The sequence below is a fragment of the uncultured Thalassolituus sp. genome (assembly GCF_950066645.1).
Classification (GTDB): domain Bacteria; phylum Pseudomonadota; class Gammaproteobacteria; order Pseudomonadales; family Oceanobacteraceae; genus Thalassolituus.
Genome location: NZ_CATMFB010000010.1, coordinates 137,651 through 164,087 on the forward strand (window position 1 = coordinate 137,651; position 26,437 = coordinate 164,087).

The window sequence follows — 26,437 nt, forward strand, 5'->3', positions numbered from 1 at the left end:
TCTGTTGAAATAAAAAAGGGCTGAACGCCCTTTTTTATTGTCTGTATTTCAACGTATTTCCCGGGTAAATATTATCCGTTCATGACCTCGGGCAACGCCAAAAGCCGCTTCTGCCCCCGGGTCTTCTTCACTGCCATTACTGTCATAATCAAATTGCAGCCAGGCAGGGGCATCGTAATTAATTTTCGCAGTGCCCGTGAATTTATACCCGAGTACAGTCAGAGGGGACTGAAGAATCAAACCACTCCCTGAAGACGTGCCTGCCGACAACATGCCAGAGCTCGCAAGCAGATTCGTTATCCAGGTGGCCGGAGACACAGTAAAGGGGTCCACCGTTGCATCCGCACTGCTCCATGCCGTGCAATAATCATCATCATTTAAGATATACCGGCCTCCCGAGAAGTACTCGGTACGCAATGGCACTACCATATCAATGGTGCTGCTACCGTGATTGTTTTCCAGCCACATCCGGCCGTAACGCATCTCGAAACCCGAGGCAGGATTAAATGTCTGCGAGGCCGATAATGTGACACCGTCGGAGTCTGTCACCGTAGCAAGGACATACGTCAGCGCCGGGCTGAAAGGCTCGACCTCAGAATCCGCCGTGCGGGCATACGTAATCTCATCCGACGGATCCATGATGTACTGCATCACTCCCGGCGCAGACACATTAAGTATTCCCACCGAAGCATCAACAGAGACCGGCATCGCTGCCCCCGCAGTATTCACCTTTGCATCATCTTCCGACGGTGACGTCACACTGACCCCGGCATTGGTCAGTTTCCGGTAGGCGTCCGCGGTATAGTTCAGCGTTGTGCTTCCGGCCAGGTTACGGGCGGTTATTTCAAATTCAGGCGCCACAAACCAATGCACCGGCTCGCCGATATAGGCATAGGCGTCACTGATGGCACAGGTAGGCGCCAATGTCCCCTGATCAACAACCGTCGCTGTAAAATGATCGGGGTAAAACCGTCCCCCCGGAGAGCTGCTGTATGTGCCCATAGCATACCCCCGGTACGCTGGTGTGGTGACATCGAAACGAAAGACCCCGACGTCGCTCTCCGTCACACTGACGGTATTCCGCCCTCCTGTGGACGACGGAGCATCCCAGGCCGGCGTATGATCGTAACTCACCGGAAACACGGTACCATCTGAATTCGCAGGCGCCGGGGACACCGCCACAGAAGAGAGGGTAAGACCGTTCTCCCGATAACTTGGCGTTCCACTGTTACCCGCACAGAAATCCGTGTCTGTATCTGATTCCCAGGCTACCGCCGTGACATCCAGTGTGAAGGGGGCACCAGCCTTCACAGCAGCCGGACAGGTTTCATCGGCATCCGTGCAGGCTACCGATGACGTGACACACAGTCCGGCGGGATAGGCAACGAAGTCGCCGCTGCCACTCATCACCAACCCGCTGTCGTTGTATACGGCACTGAGCCTGGTATTGCCGACGTCAGCGTAATTCAGTGCCAGGGTAGCAACACCATCACCATCAAAATTCAGAGGCCTCGCCACCGCACCCGACACTGAATTGCCGATTGCACTGCCATCGACATCGACATTCCAGTTCACCACCCTGCCGCTGTCGTCTGGTGGCAGATAGTCACTCCAGAGCATCACCGAGCGGGTGACATTAGCGAAGGCTGGAACACATTTCTGCGTCGCGTCGTCTTTTTTTACCGCTTTGATCTGTGCGCTTGTTGCACGCCGGGCAGGAAAATCCGGGACCTCAACAACAAAGCCACTGTCGGCAAAAAACAGGGAGCAGGCCGCACTGGCTGCACCACCATTGATGGCGCACTGAGTCGCCCCACCAATCGTCGCCGGGAGTGATGACGTCACCGACAGTGTCACCGGTTCAGGGGTGGTGTGACTCAGAGACAGGGAAGCCGTACCGCCATTAAACGATACCGTGCTGCCTCCCACCCAGCCACTGGGGCTCAACTGCACAGTCACTGGGTCTGTGTACAGAGACGAGCAGCTGGCATCAGCACAGGCCTGCAGGGTTACAGGTTGTGGCGAGCAGGTCAGTGCAGGAGACGCGTAGACAAACTGATAATGATCCGGCCCGGTAGGCACCAGATCGGCAGCGATATTAATATTACTGACGTACCAGTTATCCCCCAGAAGATCGAAAAGGCTATAACCGCCGCCAAGCATCACATACCGTATCTGAAAGCTGTCGTGATAGGCGTCGGTCGGTAGACTGGCACTGTAGGTAAACCAGTTGCCCAATGAAATCAGCCCCAGAAACCCGTTGTTAGCAACAAAGGTATTCAGTGTTTTCCAGCTGCCATCATCAGCACGGTAATCAACCCGAAGATTTTCGCCGGGATTCGGTGCCGAACCGATCAGCCCCAGAAGATTAAAGGGCACAGTGACATCAAACGACAGGTCGACTGAGTTGGCATTGGCAAAATCGTACTGCTGCGATTCAACTTCGACGTAGCCGTTATGAATACGCAGCTCGTTCAGGCCATTGATTTCGGCACGGGAAGGTACGGAGGCAATCCAGTCCACTCCCATAGTGGCTCCCTGCAGCAGATTCAGATTCTGCAGAAGCGCCTGCCCCGGCAGGCTGACGCTCAGAAGCACCACACACAGGGGCATTAATACCCCGAAAGAATATATCGGGGATTTAGCGCAGTTCTCTCCGGTAGATGACTTTTTCATGCCCACGATATACACCAAAGGTTGCCGTTCCCTGAGGGTTCTCAAAACTTCCATCATTATCGTAATCACCCGTCAGCCATGACGGTGCCGCATATTCAACGGTGGCTTCACCTGTGTCGGGCGTACCCGGCGCATTGACAGGAGCCTGCAACAGAATGCCGCCGCTACCACTCAATCCACTGCCCACTGTCCCAGAGGATGCCTGAATCGCTGTGAGCGTCGCAGGCGAGACTGAGGCATTCACGCTGTCCCAGGTCGTACAGGAGTCATCATCAGACACCAGATAGCGACCTCCATCGTAGTACTCAATCCGTAGCGGCATCACCAGATCACTGGTTTCCGGCCCGTAGGTGTCTTCAAGCCACATACGTCCGAATCTCAACCAGAGACTTGCCACCGGAGTGGCACTGTAGGGGCCACCCGTCAGCGCGGCATCAAGGTCACTGGCAGCAGTAAGCTGATAGGTAATATCCGGCTGAAAACTGGCTACTTCTGCCGTTGCTGAACGCGTGTAAGTCCAGTCGTCCAGAGCACTCATCGTATAGGTCACTACCCCACCAGGACCGGCTGGAACGCTGACAGTGCCCTCATTCACCGTCGTAACCACCGGCAGCGGTGTCGTGGCGTCAGTGGCTACTGCATTGTTGTCCTGCGTCGGGCCACTCACTGTAACGCCCGACGGCAATAACCTCATAAACCCACCTTGAGTGTAGTTCAGCGTGACGTCATTTGCCGCATTTTCAGCCCGAATGGAAAACTCAGGAGCAACCAGCCAACCCGAGCTCTGGCCGCTGTAAGTCAATGGGGTGCCCACGGTGCAGGCACCCAACAGCTCGCCCGGCTCACTGACAGACGCCGTAAAGTGATGAGGATAAAAACGGCCAGTCGCCGGACTGCTGTATGTACCCATCGGATAGCCCCGGTAGGCAGGCGCAGTCACATCGAAGCGGAACACCCCGACCTCCGACTGACTGGCAGACACAGTGTTTGATCCACCTGTGCCGCTGCCAGCATCGTACGATGCAGTATGAGCGTAGGAGGCCGGCGACACAGTGCCGTTGCTGTTTGCCGGAGAGGGCGCGAGCACGACAGATGACAACGCGAGAGTGTCGCGATAATTAGGTGTGCCGGCATTGCCTGAACACAGGTCTGTGTCGCCATCACTTTCCCACGCCACGGCAGTGACGGTCAGATCGAAACTGTCGCCAGCCGCGACAAACGCCGGGCAACTGCTGTTAGCTGCTGCGCAGGTTCCGGCACTGCTCACGCAGAGCCCTGCCGGATACACGACAAAATCATCATTGCCTGTCATCACAAGTCCGGCGTCGACACCACTGCCATCGTAGCGGACGTTAAGCTGGGTATTCCCCACGTCCTGGTAGTTCACGGTGACGGTCGCCTGCCCCGTTGCATCAAAATTCAGATTCTGCGTCGGCGCAGTTGCCAGACTGGAACCGATCGCGGCTCCGTTCACACTGACCGGCCAGTTAACGACTCTGCCGGTATTGTCAGGCGCCAGATAATCGGACCACAGACGCACAGGCTTAGTCACGCTGGCAAAGGCAGGCACGCACTGTTGAGTTGCATCATCTTTCCTGACCGCGCGGACCGTCGCTGATGTAGCGCGATTCGCCACAAAATCATTCACATCCACAGCAAAGCCGCTGTCGGCAAACGTAAGATCACAGAAGGTGCTCTCTGCACCCCCGTCGATCACACAGGTGTTAGCAGCCCCCGAAATAGCGGGCGTCGCAGAAGATGCGCCTATAGTCACCGTACCCGGAGTGGTATGCGCCAGCGACACTGTAGTACTGCCACCACTGAAATTAACGGTGTCACCGCCGACCCAGCCGGTCGGTGTCAGCGTCAGACTGACAGGGTCGGTATAGAGGGTTGAACAGGAAGCATCCTGACAGGCCTCAATGGTCACCGAATGCGTATTACAGGTCAGCGCTGACGAGCCATAACTGAAGCGGTAATGATCGACACCGTCCGTACGCAGCGTCCGGGTACCGATATAGACCTCGTCAATGTGGTACATATCGTAGCGGCGCAGTCCCGAAACCGTCCCATCCACCTGATAAAAACGTATTTTGAACGCACTGTGCAGGCCCTCAGGAGGGATACGAGCGCTGAAATTACGGACACGCCCGGCATCCCCGCCTTCAGCCTCGTAGAAAGCAATCGGGCGCCATGTGCCGTCTGACAGGTACATCTCCGTATACAGATGGTCATTACCCGAGGGGTCTTCACTATCGTAATTTCCTACCGTCAGTGCATCGGTACCGCTCAGCGAGTCCAGGCCATTTCTGATCCAGTAGGAAATTTCCGCATACTCTTCGCCACTGAGGTCAATATCACGCGTGGTGGTATAACGCACACCGCAACAGGTATAAAAACTCTTCGATCCCGCCGCTGACGTGTGATTACTGATTTCGGAGGTAAAGTTGCCGTCGATTCTCAGGAAGGTCCAGTCGAGCGTAGAGAGCAACAGATTGCGCTCGAAGCCATCGTAGAATATAGGCGTTTCATCGGCGGGAATAATATCGGCGATTTCGATATCGTCGATATGCCAGAAGTCGCGGTTATTGCCAGAACCATCAATCTGATAAAACCGGAAGCGGAAATTCGCATGTTTCGCATTGGCCGGCAGCGTCATAAAAAAGGGATAAATATCACCTTCTGATGCTCCTCCCCCTTCAAACGTTTCGACCCTCTGCCAGGTTCCATTCGACAGATAGATTTCGAAATGCAGATCGTCTCCAGAAGACGTCCACTCACTGAAATCATCGGAGCCCTGGCGCAACCAGAAACGCAGACGGGCTGTTCCCATGGCGGAAGTATCGATCACGGGTGAGGTGACAATAATCTCACCGCAGCACAGATAGAGGCTGTAAGAACCGGATATTTTCGCCTGAGTGCCAAAACCGGCCTGGCCATCATCAAGCACTGTGGCTGTGTAAGTATAGCTGTCTCCGCCAGGCTCGAAGTCATCAAAGAATACAATGGTCTGAGCAGCAAATACCGGGGAGGACAGCGCCAGCAGCAACCATAATGCTGACTGGATAAAACGTCTGGAGTAATCGCTCAGCATAGATACCTCTCAGTATCGTTCACGCCACAGAATAATCCTCTCGTGGCCACGGTACACGCCAAAACGGGCTGTGCCTTCAGGGTCTTCGTCGGTACCGTCATTGTCATAATCACCTTCCAGCCAGGACGGCGCATCAAAGGTGACACCAACCGATCCCGTATCCGGTGTGCCCGGTACCAGGACCGGCGCACGTAATAAAATTCCACCCTGACTTCGCCCCGCAGAAAGAATCCCGGCGCTGGTCATAGTGTCTGTCAGTCCGGAGGCAGACAGCGTTGCTGCCGCTGCGTCCCAACTGGTGCCAGTATCGTCTTCATTCAGACGATAGCGGCTACCGTCAAAATATTCTGTCCTCAGGGGAACAGCCAGATTCTGTGTTTCCGGTCCGTAAGTATCTTCTATCCATAAACGGCCATATTTAATGGAGAGTGGCGCACCAGGTGTCAGGATAACCGGAGAATCGAGACCAACGCTGTCACTGTCTGTAACATCAGTTAACCGGAAACTCAGAGCAGGACCGAAGGGAGCCACTTCTGCCACCTGACTGCGCTGGTAGCGCATCGCATCCAGAGGGCTCATGACATAACTGAAGGTACCATTATCCGACACACTGAGCGCGCCTTGTTGAAGGTCCGCACCGAATGCCAGCGCATTGCTGTCTGTACCCGTCGCAACCGAGTCAGCAAGCGGGGCTGCCACGGTAATGCCCGTATCCGCAAGACGCTGAAATCCGGTCTGCGTATAGTTTTCGGTGATGCCTCCGGCAGCGTTTCGAGCCGTGATTTCAAACTCCGGCGCCACCAGCCAGTCCATATCCTGACCGCTGTATGTGAAGGCACCCGCTGTGTTACAAAAAGGCCTGATTTCGCCCATTTCAAGGGCCGTTCCAGAGAAGTGATCCGGAATAAACCGACCGGCCGGCACCGCAGAGTAGGTTCCCAGCGGATAGCCAAAGTAGTCAGGCGCTGTGACATCGAATCTGAACACCCCGACTTCGCTTTCCGTCATCGATACCTGACGCGTCCCTCCGGCAACAGGATTGTGGTCGTAGGAAACCGGGCTGATTACCCCCGGGTGATTGGCCGGTGACGGCGACAGTACGGTCGCAGACAGCCCGAGGCCGGTAGCGCTGTAGCTCGCAAGGGCACTGTTACCGCTACAGAAATCGCTGTCGCCATCCCCGCCCCAGCCGACAGCAGTCACTGAGAGGTTGAATGGCTGTCCGGCTACCGCTGCCGCCGGACAGCTTGCATCAGCGTCTGTGCAGGCGAATCCGGTCGCGACACACAACCCCTGCGGCCGCGCGATAAAGTCATCACTGCCCGTCATCAGCAGTCCGGCATCGACCCCAGTGCCGCTGTATAGCAGGTTCAGGCGAAGCTGCCCGGCATCGGCATAATTGAGCGTCACCTGTGTTTCGCCCTGCGCATCGAACGGGAGACTCACAGGCACCGCCGTGCCCGCCGATATACCCACAGGCGTCGAATTAACCTCTGCCGCCAGACTTGCAACGCGCCCCGCCGGGCCAGGATCGAGGTAGTCTGTCCATAGAGACAGCGCACGGGTAACTGAAGAAAACGCCGGCACACACTGCTGCGTGACATCGTCTTTACGCACTGCCGCAATTGTTACTGTCGTGCCACGACCCGCAATAAACGAGATACTGTTGACGTAACTCGTGGCGTTGTCAGAATAAAAATGAAAATAGAAATTCCGCGTAAAATTGAGAGGATTAACAAAGTTAATATGAAAATCTTCCATAATATCCCGCGCCCGAGTGAGATTGGTGCTGTTACCAATCACATAGCCTGACTCTGTGACTTCACGCCAGAGGTTATCGCTCGACTGCTTATTATTGCCGTCACCGACCAGTAGCCAGGGGTGCATGGAGCGCCACTCCTGATGTGGACGGACATCATATCCCTGATATGGGAAAAACTGCTCAGGGTACTTTTTATAGACCGCAGTATTCAGAGGCGCGTCCTCACGCCAACGTGTTGCCTGAGTCCACTCGTAGGTGGCCGCAATGACGGGCGCGGCGATTAATACCAACAGACATAACACCAGGTAGAAGCTACCCAGAAATACGACTTTACACCCAAAACCCAACGCCGCCAGTCTACTCATTATTTAGCCCGGACCTCCAGTATCCGTTGCGCCGCATCCTCACCGCTGCCGCAGGTGCCCGTTGATGTCAGAGTAAAATAATCCACCGTATCAACGGTGACCGATTCACAGGTCACTGAGGTACTGCAGCCACGCAGGCCATCAACATTAAAGGCGGCAGAAAAGAAAGGTGCCGTGGCACAGGCCCGTCCCGGCGACCCGTCCGGAGGCAAAAGAAGATTCAGCGCAGCTTCGGTGCCGCTCTCTGCGGCATAAAATGCGCGGTGTGCCTGTACCTGCAGACTGACCGACGCGGAAGAATCGGTCTGCACTGACGACATCGAGGCAATAATAATGGCGAGCACAGTGACAACAAACAATGCCATTGGCAGGCCGAAACCCTGCTGCTTACGGTACATTGTGAATCCTCACTTGTTGCGCAAGTTCCAGTGATTCTCCGGTCGAAGGATGCACCAGTGCGTACTGAAAGGTAACCAGACCATTGCGTTGTAACGTCGGTGGCAGATAGCGGAAATTCAGTGATGCGGTTTCAAGCGGATACGCGAGAACCGTCCGGCCACCAGCACGATTAGAAGGCAGGCCGGCCTTCAGATTACTGACATCACTGATAAAGCCATAGCCGCGGTAGCGGTAGAGAAAATCACCATCCTGACAGATGGCTTCGGGTGCCAGCGAGACATAAAAACGTCGTTCCGGGGAGTCCGTCGGAAACGTATGACTACTCCCCAGGGTGACCGTTATTTCCGCCGTTGAAGCTGGAACACTGCCGGTGTCAGGAGTGAGAGGACCCGGATCATTCTGAGTATAGATATTGGCGGCCGTCATAGGGTAAACAGAAATATACCCGCTGACGGCGGTAGCCGTTGAGTAAGGTACCGCAAGAAACTGTGTTACCGCGCTGCCGACCTCCAGGTCGGTATAGGTTGACGCTGCGACCACCGGCATATACTCAATACACTGGCCATCAGAGGTGGTGCGGATACTTCCGGGCAACGCGTCGCGGATCGCGCGGCTGACCTGCTCGTTAACAACATACCCCGCACCAGCCAGCTGCTGACGACCCGCCGTATCTATCATGCCCTGGCTCGTAGACTGAATAAACTGCACTGAAATCATCGCCACAATACCTGCAACCGCGATCGTCAGTACCAGTTCAACCAGAGTAAAGCCACGGGCCCGCATCAGTAATTCCCCTTATACACGGAGAAAATACTGTTCTGCCCCCGGGGGTCAACAATATTCACCTGTACCAGCTTGGCGCCCTCAGTATTTACACCAATCGAGTCGTCGCAGGTGACCGTCACACTGACGGAAAAACCAGCGTAATCCGCTGCCAGTGACGAATCGATCAGCGCCGGGGACTCACTGTCGATTTCATCGAAATCATCGACATCGTCATAATCGTCCCGGTCTTCACCATCGTCTGTTATCCGACAGGCTCCGGTATATGCAGGCACCCCATACGGCCCGGTTGCTTCATCAAAACGATGAGACAGGATTTCATCAAAATAGAGTTGGGCAAGATCAAGCGCCCGACTCTGAACCATCGCATCGGAAGAGCGACCACTCAGCACCTGAAACGCCTGTAGCGATGCCACAAGGGCGACAGAAATAATGACAATGGTTAACACCATTTCAACAAGAGACAGACCCCGCGTATGTCGGATCATGCTTCGCTCCCTTTATGGCTGGCAGGTACCGGTGTAAGAAAAGCCACTGGCAGAAATACACAAGGAATGACTGTTGCCAGAAGCGAAAACAAACTGTGTGGCACTGCCCGTTTCTGCGTTTTCATCGAAACTGAGAGAGACTGACCCACCGTTTGCCAGGGCAGAACCATTGACCGTAAGCGTCGCTCCGGCACGTTCCGCACTGCGAGGAGGATTGAATGTCACCGTTCCCTGAGAAACGCTGAACAACCAGAGGTCGGAGGTTTGGGAAATGGTGAGATTAACCGGGGTTCCGTTGACAACATTCGCCAACGCTTTTTTCTGAGCCAGCAGCGCCGAAGCAACCAGCTGCTCACGTGCTCCCAGTGTGGCAAACCGATCTGTGTTGATAAACAGACCACTTGCCGTTGCTGCCAGGATGGCGATCAGAGCGATCACCATCACCAGCTCAACCAGAGTAAAACCTTTGCTCCCTGGCTTGGTCATGTAATCAGCAACCGCTGTCGGTCACCTGCACATCCGGAGATGCACCAATCGGTGAAGTGTTCGCGCCGCCTGTACCATCGGTAGCCGCGGTATAAGTTACCAGACAGTTGGTCTGCAGTGTGTAGGTAATATTGTTACCACCTGACGCACCACCGGTACTGATCGTATACTCACCCGCAACCTGGGCCGCCTCCGTAATACCCGCCGCATTCGCGGTTGGGTAACCGTTCACCATAGTAATCGCCTGCCCCTCCAGCGTAACGCCGGTACCGAGAGTTGATCCATCCGCCAATTGCTGCGCATGTGCAATATTCGCCGCTGACCGTAACGCACCCGCCAGGGCCTGAAGACTCGCTTCCCGTGCCTGTTCACCGAAATCTGCAAAACGGGGCAGAGCAAAGGCAGAAAGCACACCGAGAATAACGATTACCATGATCAGTTCAATCAGAGTAAAACCTGCTTGTTTTTTCATATCCCGACTCCTGTGTGTTATCGGATGTTCCAGCTTACACGGCCATTTGCCGCATCATATTCAATGTAATATCTGTTGCCGCTCAACTGGTGGTAATAACGGCAGCGTCCTTCAACTTCCTCGACCCGGAAATCAGCACTCAGGCTGTCGCCGGAAGTCAGTGTCGGAACTTCGATGTCCAGCAGGCTTGTCCATAATCCCGTACAGCGCTCTGCACCTGTCACCTCAGAAGACGCATCCACATCTTCTTTCCTGCCCAGCGGCCAGCCACTTTCTGTCATTTTCATGGCAATCAGTAACTGACTGTTCCGGTCCGTCAGCCACACTTTGTGAAATGTATGAGCACTCACTTGTATGGCACTGCCGACGGCCTTCACATGGGCGCGGTACGCTTCATCAATCAGGTCGTCTAACCTCGGCACCAGGAACAGCATTCCCAGTGCCATGACTGCTAAGGCAACCGCGCTCTGCAGCAGGCTGAATCCTCTGAACCTTTCAGCGGACAGCAACAGCATTGGCATAATTAAACCTTAGTAGAGGCCGGATGCTTCGCAGGTCTTTTTTACGAAATAAAACATAATTCATATACATTCCCTGTCTTGAAAACCGACGAAAATTACTTGCCTGTTACAGCACCGCTGAGTTCCCACACAGGCAGGAACACACCAAGCGCCAGTAACAGCACCAGAGCACCTAAAAACACCAGCAGAATCGGCTCAATGGCGTCTGCGAGTTGTTTCAGCTCGTAATCGATTTCCTGTTCGTAAAAATCTGCAACTTCATCCAGAAGTTTGTCGATTGAGCCAGTTTCTTCACCAACGGCCATCATCTGTAGAACCAGTGGTGTAAACAGGCCAGTCTGCATCGCCGTATTTGTTAACCGCTCACCGCGCTGTACCCCATCACCCATCGAAGTAATGGCCTTACCGATAAATAAATTACCGACACTGCCCGCTACAATAGTCAGGGTATTCAGGATTGGCACACCAGCGGTGAGCATCATAGAAAATGACCGCGAGAAACGGGCCAGGGCAATTCGTTCAAAAATACTTCCGATCAGTGGCAGTCTGAGCTTCGCTCTGTCCCACCATAGCCCACCGGCGTCGGTTGAAATGTATTGTCGGAAACCAACAAACCCCACAATCGTGCCGACCAGCAGCAGGTGCCACCAGTTCTGCATAAACTCAGATGTCGCGATAAGAATTAATGTCGCGAAAGGCAAGTCGGCCCCCAATTTACTGAACACCGCTGAAAAGCTTGGAATCACAAACATGGTGATGACCACCATGGCCACGACTATGGCCGAGACCACCATAATCGGATACCGCAATGCGGATTTAATCCGTTTTTTGGTCTCCCTCTCCATTTCAAGGTGACCCACAAGGCGTATCAACGCATGATCGAGATTACCTGTGCTCTCACCGATGTGGATCATGCTGATATAAATCGGCGAAAACAGCTTAGGATGACGACGGAAGCCCGAAGCCAGGTCGGAGCCCGACACCAACACCTGACTGATATCATCCAGTACTACTTTCAGCGCCTCATTGCTGGCAGATTCCGCCAACCCAGACAGCGCCCGGATAATAGGCACCCCGGCTTTAGTTAACGCATAAAGCTGACGGGTGAAGAGAATCAGTTCTTCTGCGCTGATTTTCGCAGAACGCAGTGACACAGGTTTTGAGGCCTGAGCTGTTGCCTGCTCTGCAATTTTCAGAGGGGTAACCCCCTTCTGCATCAGCTGCGCGATGGCCATATCCCTGTTGCCGGCCTGCAGATTCCCTTCGACCGCATTGCCGCTCTGATCGCGGCCCCGGTAAAGGAAAGTCGCCATCAGATATCCTCACCGTCGAGAGTGGCAGATACCCTGAATACTTCGTCGAGAGACGTCACCCCTTGTCGGGCAAGATCCAGCGCTGACAACGCCAGCGGCCGGAAGTATTCGGAACGCATGGCCGCTTCACTGAACGCCTGCTGATCGCCGCGACGCAACGCAGCGACCATGTCACTGTTTACCTCCAGCAATTCGTAGATACCGACGCGCCCCTGATAGCCCGTATTATGACAGTGATGACATCCACGACCATGCAGGTAAGGTGCTGAAGCGGACTCCGGTTCCATAGATTCCAGCCAGGCTTTTTCCTGAGCATCCGGCTGATACGGCTGAGTACAGTGATGACACAGTTTCTTAATCAGTCGTTGTGCCATTACAGCCCGCAGCGACGACGCCACCAGGTAAGAATCAACGCCCATGTCCATCAGACGCGCTGGTGCAGATACCGCATCGTTGGTGTGCAGTGTTGACAGCACCATGTGACCAGTCATCGCTGCACGAAGACCAATTTCAGCGGTTTCGTGATCACGCATCTCACCAATCAGTACGATATCAGGGTCCTGACGCAGCGCCGCACGCAGCACAGTAGAGAATTCCAGCCCGATCTTTGTATTTACCTGTACCTGATTAATGCGCGGCAGACGGTATTCAATCGGATCTTCGGCAGTAATGATTTTCTGCTCAGCCTGATTAAGCTGAGTCAGTGCCGCATAAAGCGTAGTTGTTTTACCCGACCCTGTCGGGCCCGTCACCAGAATCAGACCATGCGGCCGTGATATCAGATATTCGAAACGCTTCTGAATTTTTTCGCCCATACCCAGCGACGCCATACTGAGAATGCCGCCGCTCTGATCCAGCAGACGCATCACCACTGACTCACCAAACTGAACAGGCATGGTCGAGAGACGGACGTCGATATTTTTATTGCGTACGCGAATATTGAAACGTCCATCCTGAGGAAGACGTTTTTCAGAAATATCCAGCCCCGACATAATTTTGAGCCTGGAAACGAGCGCTGAAGCCACTCGTTTTTCTTTCATCACCTGTTCCTGCAGCTCACCATCGACCCGCAGCCGGATACGCAGCTGGCTCTCTTCAGGCTCAATATGTACATCCGATGCCTTGACCTGCACGGCGTCCTCAAACAGATTCTGCAGCAGACGTACCACAGGCGCTTCGGAGGTATCAGAAGAAGAAACGATGGCATTGATATCAAAATCACTGCTCTGCAGCTCACCGGCTAACTCACCGGCGATCGTTGCCATCTGTTCCTGACGACGGTACACATTATCAAGAATTGAAAGAAGTTCGGTCTCCTGCACGAAGGCGGGCATGACCGGCTTTTTCAGAATCCGCTGCAGATCATCGATAATCATCAGATCTGTCGGATCTGCCATACCGACCAGTATTCCCTGAGGGTCTTCTGACAGCAGCAGACAACGGTAGCGGCGCGCCTGAGTTTCAGGCAGACGCTGAATCAAAGCGTTATCGAGGCGGAAACGCGACAGATCAATATACGGATAACCAAAATAATCCGACAGGATCTGTAACAGTTTTACCTCAGTAACAAAACCGAGGTCGGTAATGGCTTTACCGAGTTTTTTTCCGGTACGTTTCTGTTCTGCCAGGGCCATCATCAGCTGTTCCTGATTAATCAGCTGACGCTCTAACAGCAGATCCCCGACACGGACTTTTTTACTGACTCTGGTTTCCATAACTTAACGTAATACTCCCTGCTGATATGACACCCAGCGACGCTGATCAGTCGTCAGTTCGTATTCTGCTACCAGGTGTCGCAGATTGCGTTTCGCGGCTTCAATCTGGCCTGCGTCTATCTGCGCCTGCGTCTGAGCAATCGCCCATTCGGCACGTTTTGGCTGGATCGTCATCAATACGCCGTACTGCTGTACCGCAGCGCTGTAAATCCCGAACATATGCAGGCCCGGTGCCACCACGCTGAGCCAGTTAATATCGCGTTCAGCGGAGTGCGCATCAAACAGTGCAAGAAAGTCGTCGCGCATTCCCTGTTCCAGATAAATCCGCTCTTTCAGAGTGATAAATTCCATACGTGGCTCGGCACTGATCGCATCATCAAGCGCAACAATCGCGGCCTGCCAGTCGCCACTGCGATAGCGGTGAATCGCCTTGCCATAGTGGTCATCCGGAGACAGACGGCGTACGACAGACACCTCAGAGCTCTGCACTGGCGTGACTGCCTTGCGCGTCGCTGGCGCTTTTACTGCGACAGAGGCACGGTCCTGAACGACAGGCGCTATTGCCTCTGCAACGGGGACCGACACCTGATCGCTGCCTGATGCCAATGGCGCCTGAGCGACCGCCTGAGCAACCACTTCCGCATCCGATTTATGCACGCTGGCGGCCACCTGATGACTTTCGAGGTCGGCCAGTTCGCTGGTAAGCACGACGGCCGGGGCTTTATTTTCTGGTATCACTGTCACCGTCTCTGGCACCAGCTGAGTGACTGGAGGAGCAGGTGCTACCGGAAGCTCCGGCAGAACGCTTGTATCAATGATCGCCGGCGTCGCCTTAAGGTAATCACTGAAATAAACCACCATGCCCGCACTGAGAAGTGATACCAACACTGCTGGCCAGATAACCAGACGATGATTGCCCGCGTCGTTGGCATACCCCTCAACGTCGCTGCCCTGCACATCCCGGCGTTCGTCGAGATCCTGTAATACCTGATGAATTAGACTCACGCTCTACTCCTTAAAAGCCGATGGCAACCCGGACCCGTTCGCGCCAACCGAGCACCGGTTTTACACTCTCGGTATCTGCAGCAGCGGCTTCGACGTGTTTTTCTGTGATTGTGTTGTGTCCCTTGCCGAATGCCACCAGCAAGGCTTTATTAGCCAACACATTAATAAGACGCGGTGTGCCTTCACTGCTTAACCAGATAAGCCTGACAGCCGCACGTGTGAACAAAGGGGTTCCCTGATAACCTGCGCAGGAAAGACGATGATTCAGGTAGGTTCCGATCAACTCCGGAGCGCTGAGTGGCACGAGAGACGCAGAGGTAGTAATCCGCTGCTTAAGCTGACGGAACGCCTGCTTATTCAGAATCACATCCAGTTCAGGCTGACCAAAAAGGACGATCTGAATCAACTTGCGACGTTCGGTCTCAAGGTTAGAAATCAGGCGTATCGCCTCAAGGGTTTCCGCCGGAAGTGTCTGCGCTTCATCGATCACCAGAACCAGGGGTTTACCGCTTCGGGCAATCTCAATTAACTGCTTTTCTACCGCATGGCGCAGTTCGCTCAGACGCTTATACCCGGACAGACCAATCTCAGCCCCCAGGGCCACCCAAAGGCCAGCGGGCGAGAGCGTCGGATTAGGAATATAGGCAGTTTCCGACTGATGAGAAGCAAGATAATTCAGCAGGCGACGACAAAGCAGTGTCTTTCCAGTGCCGACTTCGCCCGTCACTTTCACGAAGCCTTCCCCTGAAGACAGTGCAAAAAGGACAGACTCGAACGCCGCATCATGATGCGGCAGTTCGCAGTAGTACCCGGTATCGGGTGTCAGTGAGAAGGGTGACTCTACAAGACCATAATGTGCTTCACAGGCCTGTTTAACTTCAGCAACGTCCATGGCTTACCACTCCGGCAGCAGTACACGGGAATAACGCTTATTCAGTTGATCGATCCGCTCCTGAGGAAGCTGTGTATCAATAATTCTTGGCTGGATAAGAATCACTAACTCGCTCTGTACTTTCGACTCGCGTTTCTGAGTAAACAGGCGACCGAGTAATGGAATATCCCCAAGCAGTGGAACCTTAGCGACGGTATCCGACGTACGGTTCTGCATCAGACCGCCGATCACTACAATCTGACCTGAGCGCGCGCGGATAATCGAGTCAGTTTCCCGTACCGTGCTGAACGCGAGTGGTAACGAGTACTGATCATCATTCAGCTCAATCTTTTTAACTTTCTCTTCGACTTCCGTCACAGTCGGGTGCACATGAAGTGTTACGTCACCGTCGTCACCAATCTGAGGGGTGACATCGAGTGCAATACCTGAAAAGAAGGGCGTCAGTTCAATCTCAGGGGTATCAGACGTTCCGGTCACGGTCGCTGTTGTTGTGCTCTTGATGTCGGTGACAAAGAACTCGTCGCTCCCCACTTTAATAACCGCTTTCTGGTTATTTACCGTGGCAATACGGGGACTGGACAGGACCTCCAGGTCACCCTGAGTTTCCAGCAGGCTGAGTGCGCCGCTGAAATCACCTGAATCGACACTCAGAGTGAATATACCGCTGATCAGATCAGGGTTTGCCAATGCGGTGGAGTTTTGCTGTGCATAGACAGCGTTGCTGTCAGACTGATTCGCGAGAGTGTCCCAGTTGATACCCGCCTGATAGCCTTTGTTTAATGTTACTTCGACGATCTTAGCTTCGATCAGAACCTGTTTCTGGACAGTCAACTCAGCCTGATCAAGGTATTTCTCGACCATATTCAGGGTCATGGGTAATGCCCGCGCAATCACCAGACCAGCATGAGCATCGACAACTATCTGAGCCCCCTCTTCCCGGGAAATCATCAGATTCAGGGTTGAATTAAGCTCTTTCCAGAATTCTGAACCGGACGACGTTTCAACTTCGCTGGAGCTTTTCTGAGACGTTGCACCACCCGTAGACGCTGCATCGTCGGAGCTGTAATCCTGTGTTGCCGTGCCATTGCTGACGCGCATTCCTGAACGGCCACTGCGCTTAACGTTCAGGTAATTAATCGGAAACATCCGGGTCTGGGGGGCTTTGGGAAGAATCTGAATGCCATAGCCAGATTCAACAAAGTCGTACCCATACAGGTCACGAACCGCAGTCAGCGCTTCACGGACAGTGACGTCTTTCAGGTTCAGTGACACATTGCCATCAACATCCGGGTGAACGACCATGTTATAGCCTGTGCCATCCACGAGACTGTTGAAGAATGCCCCTGCCGGGACTTTCGTTGCCGTCACATCGAAGCGTTCTTCCGCCTGCTTTGGCATCGCCACCGGCGGCAGGAGGCTCTGTGGATTCACCCCACCGACGACGGGCGCATCAGGAACAAGCAATGGACCTGCAACCGGCTCCTGAGAGGCTTCTTCACGGGGTGCATTAGCCGCACATGACGCCAGTAGTACAGACATCAGCAGTGTGGTAATTTTCAGCGTATCGTTCCGCATAATTCTGTTCACAATCTGCTTCCTACTTCTTCTCAGAATGTTTAGTTCTTTTAATTAAAGACAGGGGTTGGTGTTTTTTCCTGATTTTCACGACAACCTGATCAGGAGTAATGCGCACAACGCGTGCGCCACTCACCGTATCCCCTTCCCGGACCAGAGTGCCGTTGATCACCGCACTCCGTTTTTCACCAGCCACCAGAATCTGCTGAAGCTCCAGTGATCGCTTCACGGCTGCCCTGGGCTTCACCTCGACCGGCGCGAACTGCGGCGGCCGCGTCGGATCACCGACGGCAAACAGAGTCGCAGGAAGAAACAACACAGCGGCCACCAGGCCTGTCAGAATTTTATTCACTGAGAATTTCCTCCCGCGTACTTAATGTGAACACCTCCAGCAGAAGTTCGCCGTTGGGATATTCATCAATGCGGTAGTCAAGGGTCTGCCAGTAGAGCTTCCAGTTCATGGAATCGAGCCGGCGCAGGTAAGTCAGTAGCGACGGATAATCCGCCTGCATCCGGATTTCCACGCCGTGACGGTACAGGTCAACATCGGAGAATTCGGAATCTATGGCTACATTTTGGCCGGCTATATTTTTCAGACTGATCAGCTTCAGGCGCTGATCCTGAGTCATCATATTCTCGAATATCTCAGGCATATTTTCGGGTGCCACCAGAGTGTCGGTCAGCCCCTGAATTCGCTCATCAATGGTCTGTTTCTGCGCCGATATTTTCTGAATGTCATCACGTACAGGTTCGTTCGGATCAAGCTGAGGAGAGTTGCGCAAACGCTCCAGGTGAGCCTGCATCCGCAGCACATTAGTTTCAATTTCGTTTGCCTGACGTCGCTCAGTCAGAGAGGAGTTCCACATAGGGCCAAAAATAAACAGCAGATAGACGCCCGCGACCAGAATGTGGCCGGTAATTACTGCCAGTTTTCTTTCGCGAGGATTTAAAGCCCGGTATTTTTCCAGCAGGTTGTCGACCTTGGGATTCTGCCACCACATCATATTCTTCCCTCCCGCGCGCGACGCATAATTTCTGCACTCGTGGTTACCTGAGCGGCGGGCTGAGCACTGTTTTTATCCGTGGGACGGGTATCCAGACGGAAACTCAACCAGGGTTTACCATCCGTTTTATGTACATCGACAAAGCGGAACGCATGGTTACGGTAGCCACTGCGGCCCAGCAGGCTTGAGACATAGCGGGAAACCTTAGCGGGATCATCGGTAAAGCCTTCAATATTGATCTGCTTACCTTCCTCGTAAAACGCAAAGCGTTGTAACCAGACTCCCCGCACGTCCTGTTCGCCCAGTTGCGAGACCATCGTCGTGAAGGAATGACTGCTGCGGAGATCCTGCTGAGTAAGAAAACGCAGAATTTTCTGGCTGCTTTCCAGGTTGCGCCTTGCCCTGTCCCGCTCGCTTACCAGAGCCTCATCCAGAGAAAGGGGTGGACGCTCGCGCTCGATATTCGCCACCTGCTGCTCGACCTCTGCCTGACGCAGAGTCATGCCATCAAGCCGGTGGCCCTGATAATAGAAATTGATCATCAGGCCGAAGAGCACAATGACAAAAAGTACGGCATGCACAGCAACGCCGATAATCAGTCGCTCAAGATCGGAAGGAATTCTTGGAGGCTGGAACTCTTCCAGATAAAAATTAATTCTCTGTTTAACCTGCCAGTTCATAGCTGAGCGCCCCTCCCAGTGCCATCACCAGTGAAGCAGTCAGGGGGGCCTCCCCTTCCTGGCGGTTAAAGCCACTTTCCAGGGACATCAGCCGGACCGGCGTGTTAATACGGTCTTCGATTTCACCGAGGGCGTCTGTGATTTCGACAAAGTCGGGCTGCATTACCCACAACTGCTCAACGGCACCTAAACCAAGCTGACTTTCGAAATAATCCATCGACCGCTGCAACTCCAGTGCGAGCACGTCGATACGGCTGTTTGGCTCCAGCATCAGGCCGCCTTCCTCGACGTTGAGCGTACTCAACCCAAGATCTTCGGTGCCCAAAGAAATCTGACGGGTAAAATAGAGAGCGCCGTTGCGATAGAGATAAATCACTCCGGCGTTGGCCTCCAGTCGCAACACAGCAACGCTGTCAGCTCGATCGACACTCGCAAGCAGATTGAGCGTGCACATTTCGTTGATGGTGATCTGCTGCAGATCAAGTTCGTACTCACGGCAGAAATCGACAATTTCCTGCAGATAAGCACGATCGGTGATCGCTGCAAAGGCCATATGCATCCGCCCACGGTAAGCATCCCCGGGCAAAGGAAATGCCTGCAGAACTTTCTCTGCGGCACGTTCACTGACAATCTCATTGATGCGGAAACTGAGAGCGGCACTGAGTTCGTCTTCCTCAACAGGAGGCGCCTCTACCAGCTGTAGCTCGTAGCGCATGGCATCCATACAGACCACCACCGGGATACCTGTAAGCTGATGCTCAGTCAGCCAGGCTCCCAGCGTATCAAACCCCTGTTCTTCGAAATCCGGAGCGAAACTGTTGATCACTCCACGGTCAGTGCGATGGACCGCCCAGACACGGCCATGGTTGAGTTCGATACCGAGACAACCCTGCGCTGATAACTTCTTTCTGAGCCACGGCAGATGCATGGCGATCCTCGCTTTCAGTAATACCCTGAAAATGAGTGTAGACCATGCTCAGAAGCTTGATGGTCTAAGCATAACGACCTGACTATAATGCGACTCACCCCTCATCCATACCGACCTGACTGGATAAATAATCGCCGCTGTTATGTTCAATATTGTTCTGTTTGAACCAGAGATTCCGCCCAATACAGGCAACATTATCCGCCTCTGTGCCAACACTGGCTGTCAGCTTCACCTGATAGAGCCTTTGGGGTTCAGTATGGAAGAAAAGGCACTGCGTCGGGCAGGGCTCGACTATAGCGAGTTCACCAGCATCCGCATCCATGAGAGTTACAGCGCCTTCCTGACCAGCGAACAGCCACAACGCCTGTTTGCCCTCACGACCAAAGGCACAGTGACCCATTCAGACGTTCGCTTTGACGCGGGTGATTACCTGATGTTCGGCCCGGAAACCCGAGGGTTACCAGAAGACATCCGTCTGCAGATACCCCGGAATCAATGGCTACGGCTACCGATGCTGCCTGTCAGCCGCAGCATGAACCTGTCTAATGCGGTCTCCGTAATGGTATATGAAGCATGGCGTCAGAACGGGTATAATGGCGGGGAATAGCTAACCCATTATTACCTCTGAGAGTCACACGGATGTACAAGTCAGTTGCCACAGCGCTCGCCTGCGCCGTTTCCTGCCCGGCCGGCGCCAGTGTTTTCCCCTTTATCGATCCTATCAGCGCCGAAGACACTTCAATCCTCGGTCAGGTTGAGAGCTCAAAGTCCGTGTTTCAATGTATGGACGCACCTCTTGAGCACTTCAACGAGACCTCCGCAAAATTCGATCGGCAAGGTTACCTGACGTCCCGTTCAACCATTTCCCAGAACCTGAATTACTTCCTGCACCCACTGGCTTCCATGGGCGAACTCAAGCAAGTGGTTTCGGGTGGTATTACCCAAAGCTATTCTATGCGCAATGATAGCCAGGGCGACGTTATGATCTTCGAAGGTGAGACCTTAAAAAGCGACGAGCGCCGCAGACCGACCATCATTAAAGCGACAGCGACTACCCGGGATATCCGCGGCGAAGAGCGAAGAGTACAGATGGTACACGGACTGAAATATCAGCCGGGCCTGATTGTGATCGACAACAGAATCAAAAGCACTGGGATTCCCACCGTTGCCTATAAATCTGTCGCCGAAGTTTCATCAACTGGTCGATTACTTCGACACACAGCCCAGAACCCTGAAACAAAGGCCCTTCTTACTGACTACGAAGCGAAGTTCGAAGACGAACGCCCTACAGAAGAAGACACTTGGACTGGGGGCAAAGTACGTTTCTATTACGAGGGAGAAGATCTTACCCGAATAGAAGCTTACGCAGCGCTTGGGCTGGTAAGTTATATCGTTAATATCAGCGATATACAGAAAGACGACTGCGGGAATGTCGTCAACGCCAGACTTCGCCTTGAAACTCCTGCGGTCGATAAACTGGACGCGTTATTCAACACCCCCAGAAACAATGACATTTTACTGGGAGAAGAACGTACCCCGACCTCGGACAGCTTCCCACAACCGCGATGTAAAGACTTTGAGATGGTGAATACTTACACCTATTACTCAGCCTGCAAATAAAAAAGGCCGGCAAAGCCGACCTTTTTGACAACAAGCCAGAACTCAGTGAGTAGGCTGTTCAGCGGACTCAGCCTTCGCTGCCGCCTGCGCTTCCATGACTTTCTTCTGGTACAAAGCATCGAAGTTGATCGGTGCCAGCATCAGCGCCGGGAAGCCACCTTTAACGACCAGGTTATCAATGTTCTCGCGCAGGTACGGGAACAGGATGTTCGGGCACATCGCACCCAGCATAGGGGCCAGCTGCTGCTCAGGAATGTTGACCGCTGCAAACAGGCCACACTGAACCAGCTCAACCAGGAATGCTGTCTCGCCTTCATTTTTAGCAGTCACAGTGATCTTCACAGACACTTCGTAGTGCTGCTCATCCACTTTGCGGCCGTTGGTGTTCAGATCCAGTTTTACTTCTGGCTTCCACTGCTTGGTGAAAGCAGCCGGGGAGTTAGGCGCTTCAAATGAAACGTCTTTGATGTAGATACGCTGCAGTGCGAACTGAGCCTGTGGTGCTTCTGACATAGTGTTATTCCTTCGTTATTTTTTTACGAGCGGCAGATTCTGAGTGTTCCACTCCATCATGCCACCCTTCATACGCACAGCATTGAAGCCTTTCTCGCGCAGCATCTTCCCAGCCATACCAACGGTCTGACCAGTTTTGCATATCAATATAATGGGGCGCTTTTTGTGAGGATCAAGCTCTCCGAGGCGGTTTGCCAGGCTGGCGTACGGAATATTCATCGCACCAGCGAGATGACCGCCAGAAAAGTCCTTCTTGTCACGAATGTCGAGCACAAGGGCATCTTCTTTGTTGATCATCTGAGTCGCTTCAGCCGTGGATACTGTCGGGCCATTCCGACGGTTGTTATCCCACAGCAGGGCGACGACAAAGGCAGCCCAGATACCGACCAGCCACCAGTTATTGCCCACAAATTCGAATAATTGATCCATTACTCTGTCTACTGTCTTGTTCAATGGAGGCCGAAGTATACCGTTGTGGCAGTCAGCTCTCCACCGTGAACTGTTCGCCGCAGCCACGGGATAAGGTACAATGCGGTTTTTGAGTAATTCTGAGTGCAACGAACATGAGCAGGCGACCAACACCGACCGCGCTGATCATCCTGGATGGTTGGGGCTACCGTGAAGACACCGAGAACAATGCGATTGCCAACGCAGCAACCCCAACCTGGGACCGTCTGCTGCAGGACTATCCCAGCACCCTGATTCAGACATCCGGTGAGGCCGTCGGCCTGCCTGACGGTCAGATGGGTAACTCGGAAGTAGGTCACATGAACCTCGGCGCTGGTCGTATCGTTTATCAGAACTACACCCGCATCAACAAAACCATCCGTGATGGCGAGCTGAGCCAGAATGCAGCCCTGTCTGGTGCCATGGCAAAAGCCAAAGCAGCCGGCGGAGCGGTGCACTTTGTTGGCCTGCTTTCTCCGGGCGGTGTTCACAGCCACGAAGACCACCTGATTGCATTGCTTGATATGGCCAAAGCGGCTGGTATCGAAGAAGTCTGCGTTCACGCGATTCTTGACGGGCGCGACATGCCACCCCGCTCTGCAGAACCGTCGCTGGCCAAAGTAGAAGCTCACTGCTCAGCCCTTGGTAACGCCAGCATTGCGACTGTGATCGGCCGTTTCTTCTCGATGGACCGTGACAACCGCTGGGAACGCGTATCTCAGGGGTATAACGCCATGACCCTGAACCAGGCCGAATTCACTGCACCGACCGCCGTCGAAGCACTGAAAGCTGCCTATGAGCGCGACGAAAACGATGAATTTGTAAAAGCCACTATTGTTGGTGAGGGTGGCAAAGTCGAAGACGGCGACGCCATTATCTGCTTCAACTTCCGTCCTGACCGCGCCCGGGAAATTACCCGCGCCTTTGTCGACGGTGATGAATTCAGTGGCTTCGAGCGTCAGGCCCGCCCTGCCCTGTGCGACTATGTCATGCTCACGGAATACGCTGCGGACATCAATGCAAGCTGTGCTTTCCCACCAGAAAAACTGGTCAATGGCATCGGCGAGTACGTTTCTTCTCTCGGCATGAAACAACTGCGTATTGCCGAAACTGAAAAATACGCACACGTGACCTTCTTCTTCTCTGGTGGCCGCGAAAAAGAATACGACGGCGAAACCCGCATCCTGGTCAAGTCACCAGACGTTGCGACGTACGATCTGCAACCTGAAATGAGCGCGCCCGAAGTCACAGACAAACTCGTCGATGCCATTAAAAACGGCGGCTACGATCTTATCGTCTGTAACTTTGCGAACGGCGACATGGTAGGACACACCGGTGTCTACGACGCTGCGGTAAAAGCCGCCGAGTGTATTGACGACTGTCTGCGTCGCGTGACTGACGCATTGCTCGAAGTGGGTGGCGAATGTCTGATCACCGCCGACCACGGAAACGCCGAACAGATGCTCGATAACAACGGCCAGCCTATGACACAACACACAACCGGGCCCGTAAACCTTATTTACGTTCACGGTCGCGAAGGCGACACCCGTCTCGAAGCCGGTCGCCTGTGTGATATTTCGCCGACCCTGCTGTCGATGATGAATATCGAGCAACCCGCCGAAATGTCCGGCGAGTCATTGGTGAAATATCAGGCATGAAGCCCCTACTGCTCGCCGGTCTGCTGATACTGACCGGCGTTAGTTTTCCTGTCCTGGCTGACGACGAACAGCAACTTAAGCAGGTTCAGGCGGAGATCCGGCAGCTGGAAAAATGGCTGTCGGAAGCCCGTGGCGAATACGACAGCCTGAGTAAAAAGCTTCAGACGTCCGACAAGGAGATTGCCGATCTGGTAAAACAGATCGACGCCACCCGGGCGCAGCTCAGGGAGGAGCAGAGTAAGCTAAAAAAGCTGCAAGCGGAGCAGGCGCAGCTGCGGCAGCTCCGCAGCAAACACCAGAAACTGCTCAGTGAGCAGATCCGACTGGCCCGGCAGGTGGGTGACGATGCCGCCATCCGCTTCTGGCTGACTCAGGACGACCCGGCAAAAGACCAGCGTCTGATGCAGTATTTCGGATATTTCAACCGTGCCCGCGTCACTCAGCTACATCACACCATCGACGAACTGCTTCGCCTCGACAATATCGAAACCCTGATTCTCGAACAGGAAGCCGCGCTCAGAAAAACCGACAAGCAACTCAGCAAAAAAAGTGATCAGCTGAACGATAAGCGCAACGATCAGCAAAAGCTGCTGGCGTCGCTCAGCCGGAAAATGTCAGATGAAAATGCCCGCCTGAAAGCCCGCCAGGCCGACCGGCAACGGCTCGAAAACCTGATCACCGAAGTCGAAACTCTGATCAGCAACAGCCCCCGCCGGAATGACGAACGTCCCTTCAGCGCCATGCGCGGAAAGCTGGGTATTCCTCTCGCCGGACGCGTTCTCGCGTCATTCGGATCCATGAACAGTGCCAACAAATCCCGCTGGGAAGGCTGGAAAATCGGTGCGCCCGAAGGCACCCCCGTGCAGGCCGTACATCATGGCCGTGTGGTATTTTCTGATTGGTTACGCGGCTTTGGCCTGTTGATCATCGTTGACCATGGTCAGGGCTACCTCAGCCTCTACGCACACAATCAGACCTTAACTAAAGATGTCGGCAACTGGGTCAATGGTGGCGAAACTATCGCAACCGCTGGCCGCAGCGGCGGCCAGGAGAGCGCGGGGCTGTACTTCGAAATACGACACAAAGGCAAACCCCAGGACCCTGCGGTCTGGCTGAAACGCTGACCCCCGACATGCGTTTCTGCGATGCTGACCGTCACTGACTGCGAGTGCCTTAACAGGCTCTGACTTTTGTGCCATGCTTGGGGCAATCTGCAAGAGCTGACGAGCACACACGCATGTTGAGGAAACCCCTGCTTCACCCATTGCTGATTGCACTGGGCTGTACCTTCGCTTTTACCTCCTTCGCTGAATCCCGACCCGAGACGACTGCCACCGAGCGACCGGAAATCCGTACGGAACTGCCGCTGGAAGATCTGCGTACGTTCACCGAAATTTTCGAGCGCATCCGCTCTTCGTATGTAGAAGAAGTGGATGACCATACTCTCTTCAGTAATGCGATTCAGGGAATGCTCAGCTCACTGGACCCGCATTCTGCCTATCTGCAGGCCGAAGACTTCACAGACCTGCAGGAAAACACCTCAGGGAAATTCGGCGGTCTGGGCATTGAAGTCGGTATGGAAAACGGTCTGGTCCGCGTTATTACCCCGATTGATGATACGCCTGCTTCCCGTGCAGGAATGCGCCCCGGCGATCTGATTGTCACACTGGATGGGGAAGCAGTGATGGGCATGACGCTTGGGGATGCTGTTGAGCGTATGCGCGGTGCGCCTGGTACCAGTATTACACTGGAAGTACGACGTGATGGCGAATCTGAACTCTTGTCCTTCACTCTCGAACGCGCCGAAATCAAAGTCGCCAGCGTCCGCACAGAAAACCTGAGCGGCGGCATTGGCTATGTGCGTATCACCCAGTTTCAGGACAAAACCGGTGCAGAGCTGGTGAAAGCACTGACCCGCTGGAAGAACGGAAAAGATGAGCTTAATGGCGTTATTCTTGATCTCCGTAATAACCCCGGTGGAGTACTGACTGCCGCTGTCGATGTTGTGAATGCTTTCATCAGCGAAGGCCGTATTGTTTAT

General features: G+C 53.9%; 25 protein-coding genes. 5 read left to right on the plus strand and 20 right to left on the minus strand.

Going from position 1 to position 26,437, the window contains the following annotated elements; all coding sequences use genetic code 11:
• Positions 1 to 48: 48 nt before the first annotated feature.
• The 18 genes from Q1L85_RS10835 to Q1L85_RS10920 form a co-directional block, all read right to left on the minus strand.
• Positions 49 to 2,676, minus strand: a complete 2,628-nt coding sequence (locus Q1L85_RS10835) for a DUF6701 domain-containing protein (RefSeq protein WP_300424293.1) — start codon at positions 2,674 to 2,676, stop codon at positions 49 to 51.
• The gene (locus tag Q1L85_RS10840; protein WP_300433105.1) at positions 2,642 to 5,770 is read right to left on the minus strand and encodes a DUF6701 domain-containing protein; all 3,129 of its coding nucleotides are present in this window, start codon (positions 5,768 to 5,770) and stop codon (positions 2,642 to 2,644) included. Before Q1L85_RS10840 ends, Q1L85_RS10835 begins: the two co-directional genes overlap by 35 nt.
• A gap of 9 nt (positions 5,771 to 5,779) precedes the next feature.
• Positions 5,780 to 7,897, minus strand: coding sequence for a DUF6701 domain-containing protein (locus Q1L85_RS10845; RefSeq protein ID WP_300424295.1), 2,118 nt, complete (start codon positions 7,895 to 7,897; stop codon positions 5,780 to 5,782).
• The gene (locus tag Q1L85_RS10850) at positions 7,897 to 8,295 is read right to left on the minus strand and encodes a hypothetical protein (protein WP_300424297.1); all 399 of its coding nucleotides are present in this window, start codon (positions 8,293 to 8,295) and stop codon (positions 7,897 to 7,899) included. Before Q1L85_RS10850 ends, Q1L85_RS10845 begins: the two co-directional genes overlap by 1 nt.
• Positions 8,285 to 9,079 (minus strand): type II secretion system protein, encoded by a 795-nt coding sequence (locus Q1L85_RS10855; RefSeq protein ID WP_300424298.1) that lies wholly within the window; start codon positions 9,077 to 9,079, stop codon positions 8,285 to 8,287. Before Q1L85_RS10855 ends, Q1L85_RS10850 begins: the two co-directional genes overlap by 11 nt.
• Positions 9,079 to 9,567: a prepilin-type N-terminal cleavage/methylation domain-containing protein gene (locus Q1L85_RS10860; protein ID WP_300424299.1), complete on the minus strand. Its 489-nt coding sequence runs from the start codon at positions 9,565 to 9,567 to the stop codon at positions 9,079 to 9,081. Before Q1L85_RS10860 ends, Q1L85_RS10855 begins: the two co-directional genes overlap by 1 nt.
• Positions 9,568 to 9,579: 12 nt before the next feature.
• Complete coding sequence (locus tag Q1L85_RS10865; RefSeq protein WP_300424300.1) at positions 9,580 to 10,053, minus strand: prepilin-type N-terminal cleavage/methylation domain-containing protein; 474 nt, start codon at positions 10,051 to 10,053, stop codon at positions 9,580 to 9,582.
• A 4-nt stretch (positions 10,054 to 10,057) separates the two neighbouring features.
• On the minus strand, positions 10,058 to 10,525 hold the full coding sequence (locus Q1L85_RS10870; RefSeq protein WP_300424301.1) for a type II secretion system protein: 468 nt from the start codon (positions 10,523 to 10,525) through the stop codon (positions 10,058 to 10,060).
• A gap of 17 nt (positions 10,526 to 10,542) precedes the next feature.
• On the minus strand, positions 10,543 to 11,046 hold the full coding sequence (locus Q1L85_RS10875) for a hypothetical protein (RefSeq protein ID WP_300424302.1): 504 nt from the start codon (positions 11,044 to 11,046) through the stop codon (positions 10,543 to 10,545).
• A 95-nt stretch (positions 11,047 to 11,141) separates the two neighbouring features.
• Positions 11,142 to 12,359, minus strand: a complete 1,218-nt coding sequence (locus Q1L85_RS10880) for a type II secretion system F family protein (protein ID WP_300424303.1) — start codon at positions 12,357 to 12,359, stop codon at positions 11,142 to 11,144.
• Positions 12,359 to 14,074 (minus strand): GspE/PulE family protein, encoded by a 1,716-nt coding sequence (locus Q1L85_RS10885; protein WP_300424304.1) that lies wholly within the window; start codon positions 14,072 to 14,074, stop codon positions 12,359 to 12,361. Before Q1L85_RS10885 ends, Q1L85_RS10880 begins: the two co-directional genes overlap by 1 nt.
• 3 nt (positions 14,075 to 14,077) lie before the next feature.
• Positions 14,078 to 15,079: a hypothetical protein gene (locus tag Q1L85_RS10890; protein WP_300424305.1), complete on the minus strand. Its 1,002-nt coding sequence runs from the start codon at positions 15,077 to 15,079 to the stop codon at positions 14,078 to 14,080.
• 10 nt (positions 15,080 to 15,089) lie between these two features.
• Entirely contained in the window at positions 15,090 to 15,971 is an 882-nt protein-coding gene (locus tag Q1L85_RS10895) for an ExeA family protein (RefSeq protein WP_300424307.1), read from the minus strand.
• A gap of 3 nt (positions 15,972 to 15,974) precedes the next feature.
• The gene (mshL, locus tag Q1L85_RS10900) at positions 15,975 to 17,558 is read right to left on the minus strand and encodes a pilus (MSHA type) biogenesis protein MshL (RefSeq protein WP_300424308.1); all 1,584 of its coding nucleotides are present in this window, start codon (positions 17,556 to 17,558) and stop codon (positions 15,975 to 15,977) included.
• 10 nt (positions 17,559 to 17,568) lie between these two features.
• Positions 17,569 to 17,898, minus strand: coding sequence for a general secretion pathway protein GspB (locus Q1L85_RS10905; RefSeq protein WP_300424310.1), 330 nt, complete (start codon positions 17,896 to 17,898; stop codon positions 17,569 to 17,571).
• The gene (gene gspM, locus Q1L85_RS10910; RefSeq protein WP_300424311.1) at positions 17,891 to 18,550 is read right to left on the minus strand and encodes a type II secretion system protein GspM; all 660 of its coding nucleotides are present in this window, start codon (positions 18,548 to 18,550) and stop codon (positions 17,891 to 17,893) included. The genes Q1L85_RS10905 and gspM overlap by 8 nt, the downstream gene beginning before the upstream one ends.
• On the minus strand, positions 18,547 to 19,230 hold the full coding sequence (locus Q1L85_RS10915; protein WP_300424312.1) for a hypothetical protein: 684 nt from the start codon (positions 19,228 to 19,230) through the stop codon (positions 18,547 to 18,549). The genes gspM and Q1L85_RS10915 overlap by 4 nt, the downstream gene beginning before the upstream one ends.
• A complete protein-coding gene (locus Q1L85_RS10920; RefSeq protein WP_300424313.1) occupies positions 19,214 to 20,158 on the minus strand; it encodes a hypothetical protein in 945 nt (314 codons plus the stop codon). The genes Q1L85_RS10915 and Q1L85_RS10920 overlap by 17 nt, the downstream gene beginning before the upstream one ends.
• A 142-nt stretch (positions 20,159 to 20,300) precedes the next feature.
• Here Q1L85_RS10920 and trmL point away from each other — a divergent pair, with 142 nt between their 5' ends.
• Together trmL and Q1L85_RS10930 are read left to right on the plus strand one after the other, a co-directional pair.
• Entirely contained in the window at positions 20,301 to 20,765 is a 465-nt protein-coding gene (trmL, locus tag Q1L85_RS10925) for a tRNA (uridine(34)/cytosine(34)/5-carboxymethylaminomethyluridine(34)-2'-O)-methyltransferase TrmL (RefSeq protein ID WP_300424314.1), read from the plus strand.
• Positions 20,766 to 20,797: 32 nt separating this feature from the next.
• The gene (locus Q1L85_RS10930) at positions 20,798 to 21,778 is read left to right on the plus strand and encodes a hypothetical protein (RefSeq protein ID WP_300424315.1); all 981 of its coding nucleotides are present in this window, start codon (positions 20,798 to 20,800) and stop codon (positions 21,776 to 21,778) included.
• 42 nt (positions 21,779 to 21,820) lie between these two features.
• On the opposite strand, the gene secB is transcribed toward Q1L85_RS10930, so the two are convergent.
• Entirely contained in the window at positions 21,821 to 22,291 is a 471-nt protein-coding gene (gene secB / locus Q1L85_RS10935) for a protein-export chaperone SecB (protein WP_300424316.1), read from the minus strand.
• Positions 22,292 to 22,306: 15 nt separating this feature from the next.
• Positions 22,307 to 22,720, minus strand: a complete 414-nt coding sequence (locus Q1L85_RS10940; protein WP_300424317.1) for a rhodanese-like domain-containing protein — start codon at positions 22,718 to 22,720, stop codon at positions 22,307 to 22,309.
• Positions 22,721 to 22,854: 134 nt separating this feature from the next.
• On the opposite strand from Q1L85_RS10940, the gene gpmI reads away from it, so the two are divergent.
• From gpmI to Q1L85_RS10955, 3 genes are all read left to right on the plus strand, one after another.
• A complete protein-coding gene (gene gpmI, locus Q1L85_RS10945) occupies positions 22,855 to 24,396 on the plus strand; it encodes a 2,3-bisphosphoglycerate-independent phosphoglycerate mutase (protein WP_300424318.1) in 1,542 nt (513 codons plus the stop codon).
• Complete coding sequence (locus Q1L85_RS10950) at positions 24,393 to 25,520, plus strand: murein hydrolase activator EnvC (RefSeq protein ID WP_300424320.1); 1,128 nt, start codon at positions 24,393 to 24,395, stop codon at positions 25,518 to 25,520. The genes gpmI and Q1L85_RS10950 overlap by 4 nt, the downstream gene beginning before the upstream one ends.
• A 113-nt stretch (positions 25,521 to 25,633) precedes the next feature.
• Positions 25,634 to 26,437: S41 family peptidase (locus tag Q1L85_RS10955; RefSeq protein WP_300433113.1), on the plus strand; the 804-nt coding region annotated here is incomplete at its 3' end.